We start from the raw sequence: 24,365 nt of genomic DNA, 5'->3' as shown, positions 1-24,365 counted from the left end.
TTCACCCTACCTAAGCGTTAGACCACGGTAATGGTAGTTTTCGCCTCATATGGCGTGAGTTGCCCGCCAATGGACTTGGAATCACCACGGAAGCTCAAGGCGTACTTGCCTGGCTTCATCTCTGCGGTATTCCACGAGACGGTGACGGTGGTACTCCCCCACGAGTTCGCGAAGGTAATGAGCGTGGATTCGCTGGAATCGTTGGCCACCACTGCGCCGTCCTCATCGGTGATGGTCAAATACCCTTCGCCGTGGCGCAGGTTGTTGTTTGGGTTGGCGCCCACAAATTTTGCGGTGGCGCTGTTTCCCGACGTCACCACGCCCGGCTGTTGCACGATATCGCCAAACTTCTTGCCGAAGGGAGCGATGTCCATCCACGGGTTGGCTCCCGGTGCAGGAGGGATATGTCCCGTGAGATCCCCGGCCGGGCCACCTACTGGCACCTCTTTGCCTTCGTGCATGGCTTGCGTCAGATCGTGGAAAATCTGTTGCATCGCTGGGAGTTGGTTCCTTCCGAAGGCGGTGGCTCCACCTTCATAGTTCTGAGTGGAATACTCCTCTGGAGTGGTGACGTAGTGCCCGTAAGAGTTGACGTATCCCTGGGAAATGACCGTGTCCAAGGGCACATTCAAAGTCTCGGCAACCACTCGGCGCAGCCGCAGTCCAGACACGATAGTGGCCTCAAATCCGTGAGAGATGAGCACGAGTCCACCGATCCGATGAATGTAGAACGGGAAGACCTGCTGCAGCATGCCGGGGATGAAGCCGACGGGAAGCAACATTTCTTTCGGATCATGGATCTCATGCATCTGCGGAGGAACCACGACTTTGCCCACTTGCTCGACCCACGGTGTGCCGCCTCGCTCACCCTCTTGGAAGCCCAGCAGAGGTTCGCCACCGCCGTCTTCCTGCGAGGACGCGGCAAAGGCGGCGCCGAGGATGGCCGGGCTGGTCTTGCCCGGTTTGCCATCCGGGGTCCATTTTCCGTCGACCTGCTGGTTTGAGATGTCCATCCACCGATAGATGCCGCTGACCCCTCCACCAGAGATTCCGGGGATGTCGCTGGATCCCGCGATGCCACCCATCAGCCGCTCGCCGATGATGCGCGCGGAGTCCATGGAGTTGACTCCCGGTCCACTATCAGGCGTGAGCCCGAGGTTTGGAGTGATGTCTCCTGGGGAGGAATTGGCGAATGCGGCTACGAATGTAGCATTCTCTGGATGTTGGTGATCCACGCCGAGCGCTTCTTCGGTGGCCCATGCGGCATAGCCCTTGTTATCTGTACCGACGTGACGGTACGTGTGTCCGTTGCTCGTGGGGTGCACAGCGAACCAGTTGATAAAGCCCACGGTCTTGTCACCACGATGGATGCGCAGCGTTGTTGCCGCTGGATCGATGCCCTCCGGGAATACGTCTTTGTCTTCCTGCGGGTTCTTGTCGAAGGCCTCTCGTGAGCGATTCACGCTGGCGTTATGCACCTCGGCACGGGACAGGGTGATGTCTGAGGGCTGAATATCGTCATGCGCACGCACGATGGAATCTACAATGCCTGAGACGTTGGCCTCAAAAGTGATGGGACGGAATCCGCCCACAGTGATGTCCACCATGAGGTGGGCAGAGGTACCACCCGGGGCAATGTGCGTGTGCTGGGCGTGCAGCAGCACGTTGTGCTGGCCGTACAAGTCGCCGAACTTTGCCTTTAACCGCCGCAACACTTCTAGGTGAATGGACTGAAACATCAGGCCCACATCCGCTGTGCAGTGCACCACTCGCTGCCCGCTATCGGGGTCCACGAAGATGAACGAACGTGCATATTGACGACGCTGTAGCCCAATGGACGATTGCTCCAGCACGGCATACCCATTCATTCCCGCGCCCCACGGCTCTCCAGTCATGTCTGCCATGCCACGGCCAACTTCGAGGGATCCTCCAGATTGCGCCCCGGCGGCTCTTTGGGAGATGGAAGACCACAGCACGCTGCCGCTGATTGCGGCCATCCCAGCGAAAAAGATGCGGCGGGAAAACGGGGAATTGAACACGCTTCCCGCTACCTCGGTGGCTTGAGCCAGAGTGGCTTCGGTGTGCGTGCGGGACTGCCCCATGGTGTCTTTAACCATCAGCGTCGTTCACTTTCTTCGAATTAGATATTCATTAGCTAGGCAATACTAAACAAACGAGAGTCGAGCGTGGGGCGGAAATGAAGAAGCCCGCAGGCCACTTGTTAGAATCTTTTTGGTGAGTACCCCCAATAGCGACAAACCACGACATGACGGACACCCCCGCGGCACGTCCGGTCCCCAACGTCGTAAACGTCGGAGAGGTCGCTCGTCCCGCCCCTCACGCCCCGTGCGCACCATTGGTCCCATTAGCTTTCCGGATCAACTGCCGGTCAGCGAGCGGCGTGAAGAGATCATGAAGACGATCTCTGAAAACCAGGTGGTCATCATCGCGGGCGAAACTGGATCCGGCAAGACCACCCAGATTCCGAAAATGTGCCTCGAGCTCGGTCGTGGACGTTCCCAGCTCATAGGTCATACTCAACCTCGCCGTATCGCCGCCCGCAGCGTCGCGGAGCGTATCGATGAAGAACTCACCTCCTCCAGTTCAGAGAACGCAAAGCTGGTGGGCTACAAGATCCGCTTCGATGACAACATCAGTTCGTCCACCGCCATCAAGCTCATGACGGACGGTGTGCTTCTCAATGAGATTCAACGCGACCGGCTCTTGCGTGATTACGACACACTCATCATCGATGAAGCCCACGAACGCAGCCTCAACATCGACTTCCTCTTGGGCTACCTCAAGCAGTTGCTACCCAAGCGCCCGGATCTCAAACTGATCATCACCTCCGCGACCATCAACCCCCAGGCATTCGCAGAGCACTTCTGCGATGCTGCAGGAAAGCCCGCGCCGATCATCGAAGTGTCCGGTCGCACTTACCCGGTGGAAGTTCGCTACCGGCCGCTGGTTCGCGAGCATCTCAACGACAAGACTGGCGAGATTACGGAAACGGAAGTCGATCCTCTCGACGGTCTCGTGGAAGCCTGCCGCGAACTCGTGCGGACTGGCCCCGGCGATATCCTCTGCTTCTTCTCTGGAGAACGAGAGATCCGCGATGCCGCAGACGCCTTACACGCCGCCTTCCCCCACAACCGGGGCGAGCAGATCGACATACTCCCGCTATTCGGCAGACTCTCCAACGCCGAGCAACATCGAGTCTTCTCCCCTGGTGGTAAGCGACGCATCGTGCTAGCTACCAACATTGCGGAGACCTCGCTGACCGTGCCCGGCATTCATTACGTGGTGGATACCGGCCTGGCACGCATCTCCCGCTACTCCCACCGCACAAAAGTCCAGCGCCTCCCAGTCGAAGAGATCAGCCAAGCTAGTGCAACGCAGCGATCCGGCCGCTGTGGCCGAACCGCAGACGGCATCGCCATCCGCCTGTACTCGGAAGAAAACTTCCACGCTCGCCCGGAGTTCACCGACCCGGAAATTCTTCGCACGCACCTGGCCAGCGTCATTCTTTCCATGATCGCACTGGGTCTCGGGGATATCGACGAGTTTCCCTTCCTCCAAGCTCCCGATAAGAAGTCCGTCCGCGATGGTGTGGCGCTGTTGCACGAGCTGGGCGCGCTGAAGGTGGCGTCGGGAAAAAAGCACCAGGCCGGCGGGCAACAAGAACTAACCCAAACTGGCCGCGATATGGCTCGCATTCCCACCGATCCTCGGTTGGCACGCATGCTCGAGGCAGCCCACCACAACAACGTTCTGGAACAAGTCGCGGTGATTGTGGCCTCCTTGAGCATTCAGGATGTGCGGGAACGTCCGCTCGAACACCAAGGCAAGGCGGACCAGCTGCACGCCCGCTTCGGTGCGGACTCGGACTTCATCAGCGTGCTCAAGCTCTGGAACTACCTGCAGCACAATCGTCGGGAACTCAGCGGCAACCAGTTCCGCAAGCTCTGCCAGAGCGAATTCATCCACTACATGCGCTCTCGCGAATGGATGGATTTGGTGCGCCAGCTGCTGACAGTCATCCAGGAACTCTCGTGGAGCATCCCCAACATTGCCCACGTGCGCGACATGGACTTCGACGAAGAAAACATCCATGAAGACGCGGTGCACAAATCAGTACTCACCGGCCTGCTGACTAATATTGGCATGCGGGAAGGCAACTCCAAGCAGTTCACTGGCACGCGCAATACGCACTTCGTCATCCACCCCAGTTCCCAGCTGTCCAAAAAACCACCGCAGTGGGTCATGGCTGCCGAACTGGTGGAAACCTCCCAGGTTTTCGCGCGCACGGCCGGTCCAATTGATCCTGCGTGGGTGGAAACCATCGCGCCACACATGACCAAGACTGTGCATTCCGAACCACATTGGTCTAGCTCTCGCGGCGCAGCGATGGTCCACGAAAAGGTCTTGATGCTCGGATTGCCGCTGGTTGCGGACCGAACCGTCAACCTGGGACGAATCGACAAACCACTGGCGCGCGAACTGTTCATCAGAAATGCCCTGGTGGAAGGCGATTGGACCACGCGCCACAAGTTCTTCCATCACAACCAGGAGTTGTTGAACGAGGCCAGCTTGTTGGAAGACAAGGCCCGCAGGCGGGACATTATTGTCGACGACGACACTCTGTTCCGGTTCTACGATTCCCGGATCCCTGCCTCTGTCACCTCAGCTCGGCATTTCGACGCGTGGTGGAAGAAGGCCCGTCATACCGACGCCGGTTTGCTGAACTTTTCCGCCGATGCGCTAATCGAATCCGCTGAGGGGGCGACAGCCGCCCACGAGTTCCCTGACGTGTGGCAGCAGGGCAGCTTAGAGTTCGAACTCAGCTATGTCTTCCAGCCGGGAGACCCGCGTGACGGAATCACCATGCGCGTGCCACTTCCCTTGTTGGCTACGGTCGATTCCCAAGCCACGCAGTGGCTGGTCAGCGGGCTGCGCAAGGAACTGTGTGTATCGCTGATTAAGAGCTTGCCCAAGCCACTACGCAGGAGCGTGGTGCCCGCTACGGACTTCGCGGAACACGCACTGCAACGTATGACGCCTTTCGACGGAGCCATCGATGCAGCGCTGGCTGATGCGCTTCGGTCACTTGGTGGCAGTGGAATCTCCGCATCGGACTTTGATTGGTCCAAGGTGCCATCCCACCTGCGGATGAACGTGGCTGCCATTGATCGACGAGGCCATGTGGTGGATCAGGACCGCGACGTCGCTGCGCTCCAACAGCGACTCACCTCTCAGGTCACCAACGCTATTGCGCAAGCCGCAGCCCGCAGCCTGGGTTCTGGATCTGATGCGCCCGATCCCGCCGACGCAGCTTCTCATGGTCGCCACGGAAGGCCGAAAAGTGGCGATAAGACTAAGTCCGGGAATGGTCGAGATAAGAATTCTGCGCAGGGTAAACCTGGCGGACGCAACGCTTCAGGACGCGGCGGTGCTGCCACTGGCGGTGTGCTGGCCCGCGCCGCCAACTGGGATGCAGAAAACATAGGGACGGTTCCAGAGACGGTAGAAACCATCGTCGATGGGCAGACTGTGGTGGCCTACCCCGCGATCGTCTCCGTGGACAAGGGCGTGGTGTTACGAGCGTTCCCCACGCCGCAAGCGGCTGCTGCACAGCAGTTCAAGACGGTTTTGACCATGATGACGAAGACGGTAGCCGTCTCGCGCGCACAGATGCTCAAAGGCCTGCCGCTGCGACAGCGCGTTGCGTTGGAGAATTTCCCGTATGTGGGCTTTGACTCACTGTTGGAAGATCTTGTCACCGTGACGTGCAAGAGTATTTTGCAGGAGCACGGACCAGTTATTCGAGATCCAGACCGGTGCGCAGAAGTCATTAAAATTGCTCGGAAGCAGGGTGCCACTGGGGTCCGAAAGGCTGTGGTGGAAGTTGCACCTGCAGTTTTGGCGGTTGCGGACATGGCCGAGGAACTAAGGGAGTGGAGTGGCGAGCCCATAGAGGCAATGCGTCAGCAACTGGATTTCTATGTGGGATCTCATGCCGTGGCGCGCCATGGGGTTGCTCAGCTTAGGCATGTTCCGCGGTACGTGGCTGCCATGCAGGCCAGGTTGGACCTGATGGAGACTGATCCGGACAAGGAAGAAGTGCTGGACGGGCAAGTCTTAGACGCGGAAAGATACCTGGCTAAGACCCTGGATAGATTGCCTGAGGCGCGAGCGGCTTCTCCGCAGATCAAGGAGATCCACTGGATGATTGAAGAGCTCAGGGTCAGCTTGTTTGCGCAAAACTTGGGTACTGCACGCTCGGTATCTGTCCAGAGGATTAAGAAGGCACTCGACAAGATTCGCTAGGGGTTGTGCTTCAAGGCCTCGGAAGATTCAGTGCTGAGCTCTGCATCTTAGCTAGCTACGGGCGCGGTGAGCGCGGAGTGATTCGATCTCCTGCTCAAAATCCTCTGCGCTATCGAAGGACTTGTACACAGAGGCGAAGCGGAGATAGGCCACTGCATCCAGGTTCCTTAGAGGTTCCAGAATCGCGAGGCCAATTTGGTTGGCCTGCACTTGTGAACCGTGAACAGCGCGAACGTTCTGCTCTACTTCGTGGGCCAGTCTCTTAAGTGCATCATCTGACACATCACGACCCTGGCATGCCCGGCGAACGCCTTTGATCATTTTCTCGCGGCTAAATTCTTCTGTCACCCCGCTGCGCTTAGTAACCAGCAAAATGGAGCGTTCCACGGTGGTAAAACGGGTTTCACATTCGAGACATTCTCGACGACGGCGAATCGCGACACCGCTTTCCACGGTTCGGGAATCAACTACACGCGACTGTTGGGAACTACAAGAAGGGCACAGCACGCCACTCATGCTAGTCCCGATGCAGCGTTTAAAGGAATAGCGGGCTCAAACCCATAGTCAGAACCATGGTCCCCACCGAAAGGGACATACCACCTAGAGAGGTAACGAACTTCTTTACATTCTGCGTCCATCGTTCCAAGAACCTAGATGATGCGTTATCGAACGCTGCAGAAGAATCTTCCACCAGACGCTCGCTCCTACGAACACGCGCTCGTGAAGGAACGATCGCCCTTCCCTGCCCATGGGTGTTCGAACGCTGCGTGGATTCAGGAACTTTCGGAACAAGAAGGTCCGGGAAAGATTCCCGAGGTGGACTGATGGTAGAACCGCTCTGTGCGGGGATCGACGACACGATACGCTCTGCACGTGCAGTACGAACAGAACGGGAATCCGGGCGAGTCAGCGCAGTAGTCATATTGGCCTTCTTTCTTCTCAAACAATCGTCATGAGGACAAACCTCGGTGATTTCATGCATTTGCCACTTCGGCTAGCTCACGCATGTAATTCTCACGACCAGTGCGGCCATCGACTACCTGCGAGCCATCCGAACAGGCACGAAGATCATTAAACTCACCGGCTAGACAACCAGAGTGGATTTAATCGAACACTGAACGCCTTTGGTACGAACGTTCGATTTCATGCCTTAATGGAAAAATAGCACGCCCGTTCTAAACTGTCCATTCATTTTCCAAGCTTTTTCGAACAGATGAACCAGACTAAGTGACGTTGATGAGGTAGGGTGAGAACCACGTCGAAATCTTCAAGGAGCACACATGAGTCCACTTTCTTCCGCCGGAGATGAGCAGCCCGTCGCACCCGAGGCCCGCCGCAAGCCAGGCCGACCCCGTAAGTCCGCAGCAGATAAGGCGGCAAGCGCCAAGGGAAAGGGTCGCGATTCTCTCAGTGAGCGCCAGCGGCGCATTCTAGAAGTCATCACTGATTCCAAGGTGCTGCGTGGCTACCCCCCAAGCATCCGCGAAATTGCAGAGGCCGTTGGTCTGCAGTCCACTTCGTCGGTGTCCTATCACTTGACCCAGCTCGAGGAGAAGGGGCTGCTTCGCCGAGAAGACAAGAAGCCGCGTGCAGTTGATGTTCGCGGATATGAATCATCCCCAGGACGGTCTAAGCCAAGCGAAACCGCCACTGAAGCCAGTGATGCGCGCCCTGAAGCCTCGTATGTTCCCGTCGTCGGTCAGATCGCCGCTGGTTCTCCGATATTGGCTGAGGAAAACGTAGAAGCGGTCTTCCCCCTCCCAAATGAACTCGTGGGCAGTGGAGAACTTTTCCTCCTGCAGGTTGTCGGTGAATCCATGCGAGATGCCGGCATCTTCAATGGAGACTGGGTCGTCGTCAAGTCCCAAAAGGTCGCAGAACTGGGCGATTTTGTGGCCGCGATGATTGATGGAGACGCCACCGTTAAGGAATGGCACAAGAACGAAGACGGATTGTGGCTGCTCCCCCACAACGATCTGTTCGAACCAATTCCTGCTGAAGAGGCGGAGATCTTGGGCAAGGTCGTCGCCGTCCTCCGTAAGATCTAGACGAGGTAATCGATTAGCCCTAGGAGAAAGGTCGTCCGCCCATGCCGTTGCGGTCCACTGAACGTCGCCGGCAAATATTGTCGTTGACCGCCGTTAAGGGTCGCGTCACGGTAATTGAGCTCGCGGAGAAGTTTGGCGTCACGGCAGAAACAATTCGGCGCGACCTGGCCACACTCGATGCACAAGGCGGAATTCGCCGAGTACACGGTGGCGCGGTCCCGTCACAGAACTACCGCACGGAATTCACCCCATTCGAATCGCGCGCCCAATCTGCGCTCGACGCTAAACGGCGTATTGCTCGCAGAGCTCTCGAGCTACTTCCGCCTCCTGGCCGCACCTTGTTTCTCGACGGAGGAACCACTACCGCTCTCATGGCAGAAGCTCTCGCCACCTCGGGACTAGAGAGCATCCCCCACGCCCCTACCAGCGGTTATGTTCCTCCCTACAAGCTGATCACGAATTCACTACCCATCGCCAAAACTCTGGCAGATTCCGAATACTTCGATATCCAGCTTCTCGGCGGCAAAGTACGCCCACAGGCGCAAGCGGTCGTAGGCAATATCGCCACTCAAACCATCGCAGTTCTCAGAGCTGATGTGGCATTTGTAGGCACCAACGCTCTTACCCTAAATCACGGGCTCTCCACCCCTGATGAAGAAGAGGGCGCTGTGAAACGCGCCATGGTCACACACGCCGAGCACGTCATAGCCCTCGTAGATGCCACAAAGTTCGGGCTGGATTACTTAGTCAGCTTCGCTGCTATTGAAGACATCAGCACCGTTGTCACTGACCTACAACCACACGAGTCCTACGTCGCCGCACTAGAGAATGCTGGAGTTTCTGTAGCCTTCGCTAAAAAGTAGCCACCCGGTATTCAGCAGTCGCCACCACGACTATTCCGCGCGTGCCGTATTGACGTATCGGCCATCCCCCACGTGATCGTAAAGCCAACGCATCACTGGATAGCCCACAATGATGCCAACCGAACCCCACGCAATGCCCTCCAGCTGAACGCTGCCTACCGTCAACGTTAGATTTCCAATGCCGGCGATGATGGCGACGGATGCCGCTGTGAGATTGACTGGATCCGTGAGACGAACGTTGTTGTCCTGCCAAATGCGCACTCCCAGCAGCCCAATCATTCCGTACAAGACGATCGTTGCCCCACCCAATACACCGACTGGAATCGTCAAGATGGCAGCCCCGAACTTCGGGATAAAAGCCAACGCAATGGCAGTGAACGCAGCCACCCAATACGCCGCAGAGGAATACACCTTGGTGGCAGCCATGACACCGATATTCTCTGCGTAAGTAGTGGTACCGGAACCGCCGAACCCACCAGCAAACATCGTGGATGCGCCGTCTGCCATCAATGCTCGTCCAGCAAGGTCATCCAAGTTCCGCCCTGTCATGGTGGATACAGCCTTCACGTGACCGATGTTTTCTGCCAACAAAACCACCACTACCGGCAAGGTCACAGCCACCGCAGCTAGATGGAACTCGGGAGTAGCAAAGTGTGGCAGCCCCACCCAGCTCGCAGCGTTCACAGACTCCTTGGACTCCGCCGAAATTCCACCTGCCATGAATGCAAATGCCCAGCCCACAATCACTCCGAGCAGAATACTCAGCCGTCCAACCATCCCGCGGCCCATCACGGTGAACAGCACGATCGCCAACGTAGTCACAAAGGCAATCAGTGGCTGGGCTTCAAAGTTGTCGATCGCTGTCGGAGCCAAGTTCAGACCGATCAACGCGACGATCGCTCCGGTCACCACGGGCGGCATGATGGCGTCGATAACACGAGAACCCGCCCAGTGAGTCACCGCACCAATGAGGAACAACAGCAACCCGGCTGCAACAATGCCTCCGAGCTGCGCGGCGAAACCGTGCGCTTGTGACGCCGAAAGCGGGGCGATGAACGCGAAGGAACTGCCCAAATAGGACGGGAGTCGGTTCCGGGTGACCAACAGAAACAGGATTGTTCCCACGCCAGAGAACAGCAGCGTGGTGTTCACGGGAAACCCGGTCAACGTAGGAACCAGCAGCGTGGCGCCAAACATGGCCACCACGTGCTGCATTCCGATGCCAATGGTTCGGCCCCACGAAAGTCGCTGCTCGGGCGTCACCACACTGCCCGGGCGGATCGTGCGGCCATCACCGTGGAGTTCCCATCCAAAGAATCTGCCACGGGTACTTGCTGGAGTTGTTCCTGTCTCGACAGGTTTTTGCGGAGTGCTCACGCGGAGCAATTATTCCGTATCAGGGTCCGTATCTACCAAAAACTCTTTCAAGTCTCCGGCCAGCGACGCAGGCAGGCGCACCTCAATGAGCGTGCCGGCATCGTCGTAATCCTCACTGAGCACCGTGCCCAGCTCGTGCACACGTGCCACAACATCCCCGCGGGTGAACGGAACGCGCAGGTGAACATGCGCATCCAAACTATTCAGGAACAGCTCTAGCCGAGTCTCCAGTTCCTCGATGCCCTCGCCAGTGTGGGCTGAGACAAACACCACGTCATCGAGACGGTGACGCAGCTCCGCAAGCACAAATGGATCCGCGGCATCGATCTTGTTGACCACCAGGATTTCCGGCGGCGCAGGGCGTCCCGTCTCCTCCACGATGTCCCCAATGACCTTGTTCACGGCAACAATCTGCTCCAAGGGGAAGGGATCAGAGCCATCCACCACGTGCAGCACCACGTCCGCAGCCAGCACTTCCTCCAACGTGGAGCGGAATGCCTCCACCAACTGTGTGGGTAGGTGACGAACAAACCCCACGGTGTCGGTGAAGACCACCGCCCGGCCGTCGCGCAGATTCGCCCGGCGAGTAGTGGGATCCAGCGTGGCGAACAGGGCGTCTTCCACCAACACGCCAGCGCCTGTCAAAGAGTTAATTAGCGAAGATTTTCCTGCATTGGTGTAGCCCGCGATGGCCACCTGTGGAATCGCCGCGGCATCGCGCCGTTCGCGCTTGATCTCGCGGGAGGTTTTCATCCCCGCAATCTCCTTGCGCAGCTTGGCCATGTCCATCCGCAGACGTCGACGGTCTGCCTCGATCTTCGTCTCACCGGGACCACGCAAACCCACGCCGCCGTTGGAGCCTGCTCGTCCACCAGCCTGGCGAGACAACGCGCCGCCCCAACCACGTACTCGAGTGATCAGGTACTCCATCTGGGCAAGCGCGACCTGCGCCTTACCTTCCTTGGACTTCGCATGCTGAGCGAAAATGTCCAGGATTAGCATGGTGCGGTCAATCACCTTGACGTCCAAGGCCTTTTCAAGCGCGATCATCTGGCCAGGTGACAGCTCACCATCGCAGATCACGGTGTCCGCACCGGATTCCATCACGATGGTCTTGAGTTCGTTGACCTTTCCGCTACCGATGTAGGTGCCGGAATCTGGCTTGTCTCGCTTTTGGTAGAGCATGTCCACGATGTCCGAGCCCGCGGTTTCCGCCAGCGCTCTCAGCTCTGCCAATCGGGCTTCGATCTGGGCTACCGTGCCCTCGGTCCACACGCCTACAAGGACCACTTTCTCCAGGCGGAGTTTGCGGTACTCGACGTCGTAACCGTCTGATTGTTCGTCGGTGTACGTGTTGACGCCTCGTGTGAGTCGACGCAAACTCGAGCGCTGCTCGAGATCAAGTTCACCGACGGTGGGCGTGGCGCTAGAGCCAGAGGTTTCGTTGAATTCGAGATCAGGAAAATTTTCTGTCATTGCCTTTCCATCTAACACGTTCACCTGCGGAAAAGTAAACTTCTTGGGCTAAGCGTTATGGTGGATGAATGATTCCAGAACTGCGCAGCGTTGGCCTTGATTTCCCCCGGTGGCAGGATGCTTTAGAAGCCGCTTATTCCACCGGTCAGCTCAGCGTAACGGGTGAGATTCACGATGGACAGGTGTTGCAGTTTGACGACCCTTCCGGCTCTCGGCTCGTCATCCTGACTGCACCTCCGTATGGGTCTTTTGCCAGCTACGTGGGCGGCCCTCAGGCATCAGCCCACTTGAGCATGGTTAATGACATCATCGGCGTGATCGACGTGGTGGAGGACTCTCCATTCCTGCAGGTCTCCGGCCGGCAGGCTCCCACGATTGCCTCGGTCACGGCGACGGTAGCTCAAGGCCCGATGCTCGCGGAGGCCGAGCCACTGGAATACCAACCAATGAACATTGCGGCTCTAGCTACCGACGTGAAGATTTACGCCAATGCATCCGAGTTTGCTGCGGATGGCGGGGACAGGGTCGGCACCGTTGATTCTTCAGGATTAGCCGAGATCAACAGTGGTTCCACTGCTCCTCACGCTGCAGCTCGGATCGCGGTGGAAACCAGTGATATTGCCCTGCACGTCTCCGAGCTCACTGGGCAGAAATTCTGGGTGGCCTCCGTGCATACTCCGTTTGACTTCTCTGTGGTTCTGCCCGCTGATGCCTTGGAAGCGGAGGTGGATGCCGTGGGACACACCAAGGCTCTAGGAACCCTCATCCTGGCGGGCACCGTTCAATTCACGTGCAGCACAATCGAGGCGTCCTCGTGTTCCACGGGCGGCGGTTGTGGCTCCGGTAACTGCGGATGTGGCGGTCACTAAGCCCCAAGGGGCATTAGCCCACCAAGGTGCCGCGAGCCACAATCTCCGATGGCCCCTTGAGAACTGAAGTGCCCTCGCCCACCGTCACTTCTACCTGCCCACCAGGAACGTTTACGAGAACAGTGCCGGTCACGGCGCCAGAATCGGCCAATGCTGCCACTGCGGCAGCGACTGTTCCGGTTCCACAGGATCGCGTCTCTCCCACGCCGCGCTCATGCACGCGCATGTGCACAGCTCCATGGGAATCAAGCGGGGTAACTACCTCTAGGTTCACACCCTGTGGGAAGAAATCGGAATCCCACGTCACGGGCTGATCGATGGGCAGCTCCTCCAATGCCTCGGCGGTTAATTGCGGAACCACAGCGGCCAGGTGGGGGTTACCCATGTCCACGGCTAGTCCGGCAAAGCGCTCGCCAGAGACTTGAACGGTAGAAAGCCCCATCACCTCTGGCTCCCCCATCTGCACGGACACCACGGCGTGCCGCTCGGTGCTTTCGTGAACAGTCACCTCCTTACGCCCTGCCCGGGTGCCGATTCCAAATGTGCCGGCATCATCAAGTTCAACCAAGCCTTCAGCCACCAGGACGTGCGCAAATACGCGCACGCCGTTGCCACACATCTCCGCAATCGAACCATCGGCATTACGGTAGTCCATGAACCACTCATCTTCACGGCAGTCCGCGGGCAGCGCCCGCAACACACCCTGCTCCATCAACGTTGTCGCCGTGGCCACGCGGATCACGCCATCGCCGCCAATTCCTGCCCGACGGTCAGCCAGAGCACGCACTACATCGTCCGTAAGCTCAAAACGTGCCTGCGGATCTAAGAGCACCACGAAGTCATTTTCCGTGCCATGAGCCTTGATAAACGACTGTGAAACTGGGGCGAGCGTGTGGGAATCAGACATGTCCGCTAGCTTACATCCGCCAGTTCCAACACCCGTTGGACTGCGTCTGGCTCCCATGCGTCCACCCACTGGATGCGCGGATCGCGCTTGAACCAGCTACGTTGCCTACGCGCATAGCGGCGCGTCCCTAGGTAGGTTGCCTCGATAGCCTCTTCTAAACTCATCTCCCCCGCCAGATAATCCAGTACCTGCGAGTACCCAATCGCCTGCCCTGCGGTGGAATCTCGGCGCAATCCTTGAGCTTGCAGCTGGCGCACCTCGTCCACCAGACCCGCCTCGAACATCTGCTGCACACGCACTTTCAGTCGAGGATCCAACCACTCCGCCGGTGCGTGCAAGCCAATGATGCGGCAATTCCACCGTGCCGGCCGATCCTTCGGCGGCTGTGACGCAGCAAAGGGCCTACCGGTCAGCTCAATGACCTCGAGGGCGCGGACAGTACGCCGTGGATCCCGAGACTCAATAATGCCTGCGGCCTCCGGGTCCACGGTGGCCAGATGAGTATGAAGCGCTTCCACCCCCACTCGCTCCAGCTCGCGCTCCCACCGGGCGCGCACCTCCGGATCCGTGGGCGGGAAGTCCCACTCGTCCACCACGGACTGCACGTACATCATCGAACCACCCACCAGCACTGGGCGCTTCCCACGAGACATAATTCCTTCTACTTGCCGCACCGCGAGGTTGCCGTACTCCGCAACGCTGGCCGGTTGCGTGACATCCCAGATGTCCAACAAGTGGTGTGGAATACCTTCACGCTCTGCTTCGGTGAGCTTGGCCGTGCCAATGTCCATGCCCGCGTACAGCTGCATCGAGTCGATGTTCACGATCTCGCCATCACTGGACTTTGCCACCGCTACGGAGGCCGCGGACTTCCCCGACCCGGTGGGTCCCACGATGGCGATGGGCCGAATGGTGGACCTCCCGCGTTGTTCAGACATACTCCTCAGTGTAAGTCACCTTCCTCTCGTCACTGCGCTTCACCAGCGATTTCGAAGCAATACAGTCCAGCGATCCGCCCGCTCTGTCATAATTGCGCAATGGCCCCTTTTACTAGGGCACCAGCTTTCGCAACCGCGTCGCGCGGTAACCCACTTCCTCTCCTGAAGGAGCACCGACAGATGAACGCCCCCACTAATCCTTCGTCCGCACCCAAGCCAGGTCCAAAGCCAGGCGCCAAGCCCGGCCCTCGCCCCGGTGCGACGAACAGCGGCAAGCCAGCGGTGCAGTCCCCCGTCAGTGCGACTCCTTCCGTGCCAACCAAGCGCCCAGCAGATTGCGGCAGGGTCGATGCAGATGGCACCGCCTGGGTCATGGGAGTAGACGGAGCCGAGCGCCAGATTGGCCAGTTCCACGCCGGCACTCCCGAGGAAGGCTTGCAGCACTTCATCAACCGCTACGAGGATCTTGCTACCGAGGTCTCCCTGCTGGAAGCTCGCCTGAAGTCCCACCCCGACGAGGCCCAGAAGCTGCGCAAGGATGCTGCGGCCCTGCGCGAATCCCTTCCCACGGCAACCGTGATTGGTGATCTTCCGGCCCTGGATAAGCGCCTCGCTGCGTTCGCTGAGCAGTCCGAAGAGGCCGAGCAGCAGGCTGATCGAGAGAAGCAGGAGCGCCGGAAGCGTGGCGTCGAACGAAAGAAAGCCCTGGCCACCGAGGCCGAAGAGATCGGCGAGAACTCCACCGAATGGAAGGCGGCCGGCGATCGCCTGCGGGAGATCCTAGCCGAGTGGAAAACGATTCGTGGCGTGGATCGGGCCACCGACGATGCGTTGTGGAAGCGGTATTCGGCTGGTCGGGATGCTTTTTCTCGACGCCGAGGCGCTCACTTTTCCGAGTTGGATCGCAACCGCGGACTGGCAAAGCAGAAGAAGGAAGACATCGTGGAGCGCGCTGAGGCGATGCAAGACTCCACCGATTGGGGCGAGACGACTCAGGCATACAAGTCACTGATGCAGGAGTGGAAGGCAGCGGGCCGCGCTACCAAGGAGGCAGACGACCAGCTATGGGATCGCTTCCGTGCTGCGCAGGACAAGTTCTTCGACGCGAAAAAGGCCGATGCGGCGAAGAAGGATGACGAGTTTGCGGGCAATGCGGACGCCAAGCAGAAGCTGCTGGATGAGTACGGCGCCCTGATCGACCCGAGCCAGGGCATCGACAAGGCCCGCCAGCTGCTGCGAGAGTTGCAGGACAAGTGGGAAGAGATCGGCTTTGTGCCGCGTGCCCGCATTCGCGAGTTCGAGCAGAAGATCGGCGAGTTGGAACAGCGCGTGTCCGACGCTGCCGACGAGCAGTGGCGACGCACCGACCCAGAGGCACTAGCCCGCGTGGCGCAGTTCCAAGCGAAGGTGGATCAGTTCGTCGCCGAGGCCGAAGCTGCTGAGGCTAAAGGCAATCCGAACAAAGCCGCCCAGCTCCGAGAGCAGGCGGCACAGTGGCAGGAATGGGCGGACGCTGCGGCGAACGCCACCCAGGGCTAATACAAGCCCTGACTAACCTCTAGTTATTGCGGCGGGCGCGGGCCCGTGCGCGACGGTCGTCCACGATCTCATCCGTACTAACCCGCTCCATGAGTCCCGTGCGCAGTCGCTGTTGCGCCATCCGGGATTCCTCGTTTTCGTGCGCCATCTCGCGGCGCAGGTTAGCTAGCGCCTTCTGCAACGGATTGCGGCGGAAGAGCACGAAGGTCATGGTCAAAAAGACAATCGTCATGCCCACGGCACCAATGATGAGTCCATAGCTCGGCGGCTCGCCGGTTGAGGTCACCGGTCGAGTCTGCCCCATCCAGATGGCGAATACGCTGTACCACCAGCCCACGCCGGCGAAAGCCCAGTTGAACCAGGCGACCAACCAACTGCGGCTCACGATGGTGCCCACGGTGAGCAGCACTCCGCCGATCAGTGCCAGCCAGGAGTAGATCCTCTCCGGCATGGTCGTATCGAAGCCCTCCGCCTTAGGCGTGTACAGCAGAACGTCGAAGCCAAACACTTGCCCGGAATGGGGCAAGAAGTAGCTCATCAGTACCGCAAACATTCCCAACGCCATGGGAATGAGCGCGGGTCCGTAGTCCACTTCGCGTCCGGCCCTGCGCTCTGCCGTGGCAAGGTCCCCTCCGGACTTCTTCACGTGCTGATCCAGCGTCTCGCGTGCCTTATCGGCGCGAGGGTCGTTAGGGGAAGTCGTGTGTGGGGCTGGCTGCTTCTGTTCTGACTGCTCTGGTTTAGGCATCGCAACCACATCCTTCTGATCCGCATCCGCTGGCCGCCGCGGCGGTCTCGATGTTCAACAGGTTCTTGTTCGTCGTGCGCAGTGTGGGAAGTCCCAGTCCGACGCCAACCGGCGCAGTGGTGGGAACCTGGCCTGCTGCCCAGTTGTCACCGGCCTTCGTCGTCCTATGGCTCAACACTCCGGAATCCGCGATGAGGAAGTATGGGGCGGCATCGGTGACTTCCACCTCCACGATATCCCCGGGCCGGATGCTTTCCGAAAGCAGTTTCGCCTGATCGGGGTTAGCGTGAGCGCCGGTCTCCTGTGCCTGCGGCGCCCACGCGGGCATGAAGTGGACGAGTCTGCCATCGCGGGCGCGACCGGAGATGCGGTGTGTGCGGTCGTTCTTCCGTCCACCTTGATCCTGCACCAGCAATTCCTGGACACTGCCCACCAGCTGCAGGTTGTCTTCCTTCATGATGCGATCTTGCAGCTCCACCAAGCGCTCGTAGCGCTCCTGTACCACTGCCTTAGGGATCTGCTCGTCCATCTCCGCCGCCGGAGTGCCCGGGCGCGGCGAATACTGAAAGGTGAAAGCAGAGGCAAAGCGAGCCTTCTCCACCACATCCAACGTCGCTTGGAAATCTTCCTCGGTCTCTCCCGGGAAGCCCACTATAATGTCCGTGGTGATGGCCGCGTGAGGAATCTGCTCGCGCACCTTGTCCAAAATGCCCAAGAACTTCTTCGAGCGATACGAGCGCTTCATGTCCTTGAGGACCTTGTCCGAACCAGACTGCAACGGCATGTGCAGTTGCGGGCACACGGCCGGGGTCTCCGCCATCGCCTCAATCACGTCGTCCGTGAACTCAGCAGGGTGCGGGCTCGTGAAGCGCACGCGCTCCAAGCCCTCGACCTCACCGCAGGCACGCAAAAGCTTGGCGAAGGCACCGCGGTCCCGCTCCAGGTCGGCGTCGGAAAAATTAACGCCGTAGGCGTTCACGTTCTGGCCCAACAACGTCACCTCGGAGACACCCTGCTCCACCAATGCGGAGACCTCCGCCAAAATATCGCCGGGGCGACGGTCCTGCTCCTTGCCACGCAGCGAGGGAACGATGCAGAACGTGCAGGTGTTATTGCAACCCACGGACACGGAGACCCAGCCCGCATAGGCGGACTCGCGCTTGGCCGGCAAAACGGAGGGGAACTGCTCCAAGGAATCGGCGATCTCCACCTGAGCTTCCTCATTGTGCGCAGCCCGCTGCAGCAACGTGGGCAAACTACCCAAGTTATGCGTGCCAAAGACCACATCCACCCACGGGGCCTTCTCCACCACAACCTGCTTGTCCTTCTGCGCCATGCAGCCACCCACGGCAATCTGCATGCCGGGGTGCGAATCCTTAACCCCCTTCATCATGCCGAGCGTTCCGTATAGACGATTGTCCGCATTCTCACGAACTGCACAGGTGTTGAACACCACCACATCCGGGGTCTCGCCATTTGGAACCGGCTGATAACCAGAATCTTCGAGTAATCCAGACAGGCGCTCGGAATCGTGCACGTTCATCTGACAGCCGAAGGTACGGACCTCGTACGTGCGGGAGTCATCAGGGCGAGAGGGAGAAATCATGTGCGTCACGGGGTCTGATCCTACTCACCACCGTGCCCATAAGAAACTGGCCATTTTTGAAAAGTTAACGTGGATGTAACCTAGGTCACGGTAATCTTCCTTTATGTCAGACACGCAAACTAAAACCGCAATGATCAGCTTGCGGGATGTGAACAAGCACTTCGGCGAATATCACGCCCTCCGCGACATCAACCTCAGCGTTCCTGCAGGTCAAGTGGTTGTCCTGCTTGGCCCCTCTGGTTCCGGAAAATCCACCCTGTGCCGCACCATTAATCGTCTCGAGACAATCGATTCCGGCGAGATCCATATCAATGGAGAATTACTCCCAGAAGAAGGCAAGGATCTAGCCAAGCTACGCGCAGACGTAGGCATGGTTTTTCAGTCCTTCAATTTGTTCAGCCACATGACCATTCTGGACAACGTCACGCTGGCGCCCATGAAGGTACGCAACCAATCTAAGGCACAGGCCAAGAAGCGCGCGATGGAGCTGCTGGAACGCGTGGGTATTGCTGCTCAAGCGGAGAAGTACCCGGCGCAGCTCTCCGGTGGCCAGCAACAGCGCGTAGCCATCGCCCGCGCGCTGGCGATGGATCCCAAGGTGATGCTGTTCGATGAGCCCACCTCCGCGCTGGATCCGGAAATGATCAACGAAGTGCTGGAAGTGATGGCTGACCTGGCCCGCTCCGGCATGACCATGGTCTGCGTGACCCACGAGATGGGCTTTGCCCGCAAGGTCGCCAAGCGCGTGCTGTTCATGGCGGACGGCGCGATCGAGGAAGACACCACTCCGGAAAACTTCTTCGCCAATCCGGAATCCGACCGCGCCAAGGACTTCCTGGCCAAGATCCTCGACCACTAATCGCCGCACTCAGCGAGATTGAGCAAAACACCATGACATATATTCGACGCCTCACCGCCGCGGTGGTTGTGGCCCTCAGTATGGTTGCCCTGGCAGCCTGCGGCGCTAATGAAGCACGCAGTCTGCTGAGCTCCATTGAATCCGGCCGAGTGATCCTCGGCACCAAGTTCGACCAACCCGGCCTCGGTGTACGCACTCCGGAAAAGACCTTCCAGGGCGTGGACACGGACGTCTCCCGCTATGTGATCAACTACATCGCGGACAAAAAGGGATGGGCCGTCCCCGAGATGAGCTGGCGGGAAACCCCATCTTCGCAGCGTGAAACGCTGATCAACAACGGCGAGGTCGACATGAGCACCGCCACCTATTCCATCAGCAAGTCCCGCCTGAATTCCGTGGACTTTGGTGGTCCCTACTTGCTGACCCACCAGGCCCTGTTGGTTCGCTCCGGCGACAAGATCCAGGGGCTCGAAGACATGGATGCAGAAACCAAGCTCTGTTCTGTGACCGGCTCTACCCCGGCGCAAAAGGTCAAGGCAGCGCTGCCTGAAGTTCAGCTTCAAGAGTTCGATACGTACTCCGCCTGCGTGGAAGCACTGTCCCGCGGGAAGGTCGATGCCATGACCACAGATGCCACGATCCTCGCGGGATTCGCTGAGCAGTACCCCGGCGAGATGCGCGTGGTGGAACTGAAGAAGCCGGACGGCTCCTATTGGACCAATGAAAACTACGGCATCGGCCTGGCAAAGGGCCAGCCAGAGGCCGTGGAACTGATCAACGAAGCACTCAATGAAATGCACGATTCCGGCGAGTACGAACGAATCATCAAAAACAACCTGGGAGATGCCATTCAGCCTGGCGCCAAGCCGGACATCGGTGACCTCTCCTTCGTGAATAGTTAGGAAGGAGGCACAAGAACAATGAATGCAGAACTATGGGCAGAAATGGGCCCCGAACTGCTGCCCGCTTTCTGGACCACCATCAAGCTGACTTTCTGGTCCGCACTGGGATCCATGATCTTGGGCACCATCTTGACGGCGATGCGCGTCTCCCCCGTCGCAATCTTGCGTACTATCGCGACCTTCTACATCAACACCACGCGTAACACGCCTCTGACGTTGATCGTGCTGTTCGCATCACTGGGTTTGTACGTGAACCTAGACATCACTCTGGCGCCAGAAGGGCCAAACTTCACCACGCAGAATAACTTCAACCTCGCGGTGTTGGCCTTTGTTATCTACACTTCGTCTTTCGTGGCCGAGTCCCTACGCTCCGGCATCAACACCGTGCCTTTTGGACAGGCCGAAGCGGCCCGCTCTTTGGGCTTGACGTTCATGCAGAACTTCCGGCACATCATTTTCCCGCAGGCTTTCCGCGGCGCGATCGTTCCTTTGGGCAACACGTTGATCGCGCTGACGAAGAACACCACAATCGCCTCGGTCATCGGTGTGGCGGAAGCCAGCCTGCTCATGAAGGCCACGGTGGAGGACTATGCCGACCAGGTCTTCGTGATCTTCGGCATCATCGCTTTGGGCTTCATCATTCTCACGCTGCCGACCGGGCTCATCTTCGGCGCAGCAGGCAAGCGATTGGCGGTGAAGCGCTAATGTCTACTCGCGCTACTGTTTTATATGACGCGCCCGGTCCCAAGGGCATTCGTTTCAACCGTATTCTCACCGCAGCCACAGTGGTGGTCATCGCTGCTGTGCTTCTGTGGGCAGGCCGGATTCTTTACGCCAACGGTCAGTTCGAGGCCGGTAGGTGGACGCCGTTCCTCGAAGGCAATATGTGGACCACCTACATCCTGCCTGGCCTGTGGGGAACGGTGAAGGCGGCTGTGGTCTCCATCCTGCTTGCGCTGCTTATCGGTGCGGTATTGGGCATCGGTCGCCTGTCCGAAAACGCTCTGATCCGTGGCGTGTGCGGCGTGATCGTGGAATTCTTCCGCTCTATCCCCGTGCTTTTGCTGATGATCTTCGCCTACCAGGTCTTTGCCATTTACGGCATGGTTCCCACGAAGCATCTGGCTTTTGCCGCAGTAGTGTTTGGCCTGACCATGTACAACGGGTCGGTGATCGCGGAGATTCTGCGTTCGGGAATCCTGTCCCTACCTTCTGGTCAGGAAGAAGCTGCTAAGGCATTGGGACTCTCCCGGACTCAGACGATGATGCGCATTTTGCTGCCGCAGGCTGTGGCTGCGATGCTGCCTGCTTTGATCTCGCAGATGGTCATCGCACTGAAGGATTCTGCGTTGGGTTACCTCATTGGCTACGTGGAGATCGTCCGTTCGGGCTTGCAGTCCGCGTCCTGGTTCCGCAACTACTTCACCGCGATGATTGTGGTGGCTGTGATCATGATCCTGCTGAACTACACCTTGAGTCGCTTGGCTGAGCGTATGGAGCGTCAGCTGCGTGCTGGTCGTGCGCGCAAGAACATTGTGGCTAAGGTTCCGGTACAAAAGGGTCAGGGCATCGAGACCAAGGATCAGGCTAATGTGGATTGGCATGACCGGTCTCACCGAGACCTCCGAAGTACGTACGAATAGGAGCGCTGACCGCATTGGCTAGTTTCAAGGAACAACTCACGGGTGCACACAAGGACGCTGTGGTAGCTGACTTGGTGTCCCTGACCGAACGCACTGTAGATGCGCAGTCCGGAATTTCCGGAAAGCTTGTCCAAGGCGCGTACAAGGCTGGCAAGAAGGTGGACAGTGGGTTGCCGGAAAAGGCCATGCGCGGGCTTCTTCCCGAATTAGCTTCCGACCTGGAGCCTTTTTGGGACGAGTACGCCGGCGGCGATCGTTCTGGTTCTTTCGGAGAATTTCTCGACGCCCGCAAGGAGCAGGTCAGCTCCATTCTTCTGGAGACTGCTGACCGCCAGGCGGGGAAGGTGAACAATCCCACGATCAATAAGGTCTACTCGCCCATTCGCGGCAAGGTAGCCAAGATCGTGGAGAAGACCGTTCCCGAAATTGGCGACACGCTGGCCAAGCACGTGGAGGGCTAGCTAACTCGCGCAGTTGGCAAGATTGCTAGTCGCCTTGGATCTCTGCGATCCGCTGGTCTAATGCCTGCCGTGCGGCGGCGATGCACGCTCCTTCGGGAAACCCCCGACGGGCGGGCACGCCGACTATGCGCCGCAGGCATTTTTCATACTCAGCTCGATCCGCCGGGGGATTTTTAATGCTTCCGGCTTTCTTCGTCACTAGCTGATCAATGATGTCCCGCTGGTCATCCCACGTGATGTCTTGGAGTGCATCCTCAATGAGCGAGGCTTGCACTCCTTTGCGCTGCAGTTCGCGGCGCAGCACTGCGGGAGACTTCATTTGGTTGAGATGCCGCTGGCGCACCCACTCTGCGGCAAACCGGGAATCGTCAATCATCCCGTTTTCTATACAGCGCTGCACCACTTGATCGACTAGCTCTGAGTCAAACTCCGCATCGAGCAGCCGTCCGCGCAGCTCTTCAGCGGAGCGGTCTCGGTGATTAAGCAAGCGGACTGCCTTGGCTTTCACAGGAGCCAGCGCCTTTTCCGCCTCTGAATCAATCAGTGGTGGCACCTCGCCGGCCTCCCACTGTTGCAAGGCCCCTCTTAAGGCATCGAGCTTCTTCTGCTGGCTATTCCTCGTCATCATCGTCGAAGTTTGGAGACAGGTTGATCGGTTGATCGTCTGGATCCAGTGCATCCTCGCCCTCGAGAGGACTTACGTCATCCTTTTGGTTTGCGTACGGACCTACCTTGAGAACCTGCATGATGCGATCCTCCAGAGTTTCCGCGAGATCCGGGTTCTGCTTGAGGAACTCACGGGCCTTCTCCTTGCCCTGTCCCAGCTGGTCTCCCTCATAGGTAAACCACGCACCGGACTTCTTAATGATTCCTGCATCCACGCCGAGGTCGATGATTGAGCCCTCGCGAGAGATGCCTTCACCGTAGAGGATGTCGAACTCAGCGATCTTAAACGGTGGAGACACCTTATTCTTGACCACCTTGATGCGGGTGCGGTTACCCACCACATCCGTGCCGTCCTTAAGAGCCTGAATACGGCGAATATCGCAACGCACAGAAGCATAGAACTTCAATGCCTTACCACCGGTAGTGGTCTCCGGAGAACCGAACATCACGCCGATCTTTTCACGCAACTGGTTAATGAAGATGGCGGTAGTACCTGTTTGGTGCAGCGCGCCGGTCATCTTGCGCAGCGCCTGGCTCATCAGACGTGCTTGTAGACCAACGTGGGAATCACCCATGTCGCCGTCGATTTCTGCCTTAGGAGTCAGTGCTGCCACGGAGTCGATGACCACCACGTCGATGGCACCAGAGCGCACCAGCATGTCTGCAATCTCCAATGCCTGCTCACCCGTGTCCGGCTGAGAGACCAACAGTGCGTCCGTATCTACGCCCAAAGCCTTGGCATATTCCGGATCCAGGGCGTGCTCGGCGTCGATAAACGCAGCAATGCCACCGCCACGCTGGGCCTGTGCGATCGCATGGAGTGCCACGGTCGTCTTACCCGAAGACTCCGGACCATAAATCTCCACTACGCGCCCACGGGGAAATCCGCCGATGCCCAGTGCCACGTTAATGGCGATATTGCCCGAAGGAATCGCGCTAATGGGCGGGCGCTTGTCATCGCCCAAACGCATGATGGCGCCCTTGCCGAAGTCCTTTTCGATCTGAGCCATTGCCAGATCAAGTGCCTTGGATCGGTCTCCGGTAGGTGCGCCGGTGCTCTTCTTCTTCGGTGGCATGCTTGTCAGCTCCTTGTTGGTTTCTTTAGCGTTACCCTGTTCACTCATGCTCACGTTAGA

The 24,365-nt window shown here is 58.6% G+C and carries 20 protein-coding genes; 10 read left to right on the top strand and 10 right to left on the bottom strand.

Annotated features, from left to right (window positions below; translation table 11 throughout):
* Positions 1 to 17 precede the first annotated feature (17 nt).
* Entirely contained in the window at positions 18 to 2,117 is a 2,100-nt protein-coding gene (locus tag CS919_RS06185; RefSeq protein WP_234990851.1) for a neutral/alkaline non-lysosomal ceramidase N-terminal domain-containing protein, read from the bottom strand.
* 118 nt (positions 2,118 to 2,235) lie between these two features.
* Here CS919_RS06185 and hrpA point away from each other — a divergent pair, with 118 nt between their 5' ends.
* Positions 2,236 to 6,327: an ATP-dependent RNA helicase HrpA gene (gene hrpA, locus CS919_RS06180; RefSeq protein WP_268803748.1), complete on the top strand. Its 4,092-nt coding sequence runs from the start codon at positions 2,236 to 2,238 to the stop codon at positions 6,325 to 6,327.
* A gap of 51 nt (positions 6,328 to 6,378) precedes the next feature.
* On the opposite strand, the gene nrdR is transcribed toward hrpA, so the two are convergent.
* Positions 6,379 to 6,834: a transcriptional regulator NrdR gene (nrdR, locus tag CS919_RS06175; protein ID WP_099298826.1), complete on the bottom strand. Its 456-nt coding sequence runs from the start codon at positions 6,832 to 6,834 to the stop codon at positions 6,379 to 6,381.
* A gap of 773 nt (positions 6,835 to 7,607) precedes the next feature.
* On the opposite strand from nrdR, the gene lexA reads away from it, so the two are divergent.
* The gene (gene lexA, locus CS919_RS06170; RefSeq protein ID WP_099298626.1) at positions 7,608 to 8,375 is read left to right on the top strand and encodes a transcriptional repressor LexA; all 768 of its coding nucleotides are present in this window, start codon (positions 7,608 to 7,610) and stop codon (positions 8,373 to 8,375) included.
* A 47-nt stretch (positions 8,376 to 8,422) separates the two neighbouring features.
* Positions 8,423 to 9,238 carry a DeoR/GlpR family DNA-binding transcription regulator gene (locus CS919_RS06165; RefSeq protein WP_099298825.1) on the top strand — a complete coding sequence of 272 codons (816 nt, stop codon included), beginning with the start codon at positions 8,423 to 8,425 and terminating at the stop codon, positions 9,236 to 9,238.
* A gap of 30 nt (positions 9,239 to 9,268) precedes the next feature.
* On the opposite strand, the gene CS919_RS06160 is transcribed toward CS919_RS06165, so the two are convergent.
* Together CS919_RS06160 and hflX are read right to left on the bottom strand one after the other, a co-directional pair.
* Positions 9,269 to 10,519: a uracil-xanthine permease family protein gene (locus tag CS919_RS06160; protein WP_234990857.1), complete on the bottom strand. Its 1,251-nt coding sequence runs from the start codon at positions 10,517 to 10,519 to the stop codon at positions 9,269 to 9,271.
* Between the two features lie 105 nt (positions 10,520 to 10,624).
* A complete protein-coding gene (gene hflX / locus CS919_RS06155) occupies positions 10,625 to 12,091 on the bottom strand; it encodes a GTPase HflX (protein ID WP_099298624.1) in 1,467 nt (488 codons plus the stop codon).
* A 68-nt stretch (positions 12,092 to 12,159) separates the two neighbouring features.
* Between hflX and CS919_RS06150 the strand changes: the two genes are divergently transcribed.
* Complete coding sequence (locus CS919_RS06150) at positions 12,160 to 12,960, top strand: hypothetical protein (protein WP_099298623.1); 801 nt, start codon at positions 12,160 to 12,162, stop codon at positions 12,958 to 12,960.
* A 13-nt stretch (positions 12,961 to 12,973) separates the two neighbouring features.
* Here CS919_RS06150 and dapF read toward each other — a convergent pair whose 3' ends face one another.
* Both dapF and miaA read right to left on the bottom strand, forming a co-directional pair.
* Positions 12,974 to 13,867 carry a diaminopimelate epimerase gene (gene dapF, locus CS919_RS06145; RefSeq protein WP_099298622.1) on the bottom strand — a complete coding sequence of 298 codons (894 nt, stop codon included), beginning with the start codon at positions 13,865 to 13,867 and terminating at the stop codon, positions 12,974 to 12,976.
* 5 nt (positions 13,868 to 13,872) lie between these two features.
* Positions 13,873 to 14,805 carry a tRNA (adenosine(37)-N6)-dimethylallyltransferase MiaA gene (gene miaA / locus CS919_RS06140; RefSeq protein WP_099298621.1) on the bottom strand — a complete coding sequence of 311 codons (933 nt, stop codon included), beginning with the start codon at positions 14,803 to 14,805 and terminating at the stop codon, positions 13,873 to 13,875.
* A 180-nt stretch (positions 14,806 to 14,985) separates the two neighbouring features.
* Here miaA and CS919_RS06135 point away from each other — a divergent pair, with 180 nt between their 5' ends.
* Positions 14,986 to 16,344, top strand: coding sequence for a DUF349 domain-containing protein (locus CS919_RS06135; protein ID WP_099298620.1), 1,359 nt, complete (start codon positions 14,986 to 14,988; stop codon positions 16,342 to 16,344).
* 19 nt (positions 16,345 to 16,363) lie between these two features.
* On the opposite strand, the gene CS919_RS06130 is transcribed toward CS919_RS06135, so the two are convergent.
* Entirely contained in the window at positions 16,364 to 17,092 is a 729-nt protein-coding gene (locus CS919_RS06130; protein ID WP_228073683.1) for an Rv2732c family membrane protein, read from the bottom strand.
* Entirely contained in the window at positions 17,085 to 18,698 is a 1,614-nt protein-coding gene (miaB, locus tag CS919_RS06125) for a tRNA (N6-isopentenyl adenosine(37)-C2)-methylthiotransferase MiaB (RefSeq protein WP_099298823.1), read from the bottom strand. Before miaB ends, CS919_RS06130 begins: the two co-directional genes overlap by 8 nt.
* Positions 18,699 to 18,828: 130 nt before the next feature.
* Here miaB and CS919_RS06120 point away from each other — a divergent pair, with 130 nt between their 5' ends.
* Genes CS919_RS06120 through CS919_RS06100 form a run of 5 tightly spaced genes read left to right on the top strand, consistent with a single transcriptional unit; the run spans position 18,829 to position 22,563 of the window.
* Positions 18,829 to 19,557, top strand: a complete 729-nt coding sequence (locus CS919_RS06120) for an amino acid ABC transporter ATP-binding protein (protein ID WP_099298822.1) — start codon at positions 18,829 to 18,831, stop codon at positions 19,555 to 19,557.
* Positions 19,558 to 19,589: 32 nt separating this feature from the next.
* On the top strand, positions 19,590 to 20,459 hold the full coding sequence (locus tag CS919_RS06115; protein WP_099298619.1) for a glutamate ABC transporter substrate-binding protein: 870 nt from the start codon (positions 19,590 to 19,592) through the stop codon (positions 20,457 to 20,459).
* An 18-nt stretch (positions 20,460 to 20,477) separates the two neighbouring features.
* Entirely contained in the window at positions 20,478 to 21,164 is a 687-nt protein-coding gene (locus tag CS919_RS06110; protein WP_099298618.1) for an amino acid ABC transporter permease, read from the top strand.
* Positions 21,164 to 22,102, top strand: a complete 939-nt coding sequence (locus CS919_RS06105) for an amino acid ABC transporter permease (RefSeq protein ID WP_099298617.1) — start codon at positions 21,164 to 21,166, stop codon at positions 22,100 to 22,102. The genes CS919_RS06110 and CS919_RS06105 overlap by 1 nt, the downstream gene beginning before the upstream one ends.
* Before the next feature lie 14 nt (positions 22,103 to 22,116).
* Positions 22,117 to 22,563, top strand: a complete 447-nt coding sequence (locus CS919_RS06100) for a DUF6918 family protein (protein ID WP_099298616.1) — start codon at positions 22,117 to 22,119, stop codon at positions 22,561 to 22,563.
* A gap of 25 nt (positions 22,564 to 22,588) precedes the next feature.
* Here the strand turns inward: CS919_RS06100 and recX are convergent, their stop codons facing one another.
* A complete protein-coding gene (recX, locus tag CS919_RS06095; RefSeq protein WP_099298615.1) occupies positions 22,589 to 23,191 on the bottom strand; it encodes a recombination regulator RecX in 603 nt (200 codons plus the stop codon).
* Positions 23,175 to 24,305, bottom strand: a complete 1,131-nt coding sequence (gene recA / locus CS919_RS06090; protein WP_099298614.1) for a recombinase RecA — start codon at positions 24,303 to 24,305, stop codon at positions 23,175 to 23,177. Before recA ends, recX begins: the two co-directional genes overlap by 17 nt.
* Positions 24,306 to 24,365: the final 60 nt, after the last annotated feature.

The organism is Corynebacterium dentalis, from assembly GCF_900232865.1.
GTDB classification, from domain to species: domain Bacteria; phylum Actinomycetota; class Actinomycetes; order Mycobacteriales; family Mycobacteriaceae; genus Corynebacterium; species Corynebacterium dentalis.
The sequence above is the reverse complement of the archived record's forward strand: the minus strand, read 5'-3'. Positions and strand labels throughout refer to the sequence as shown.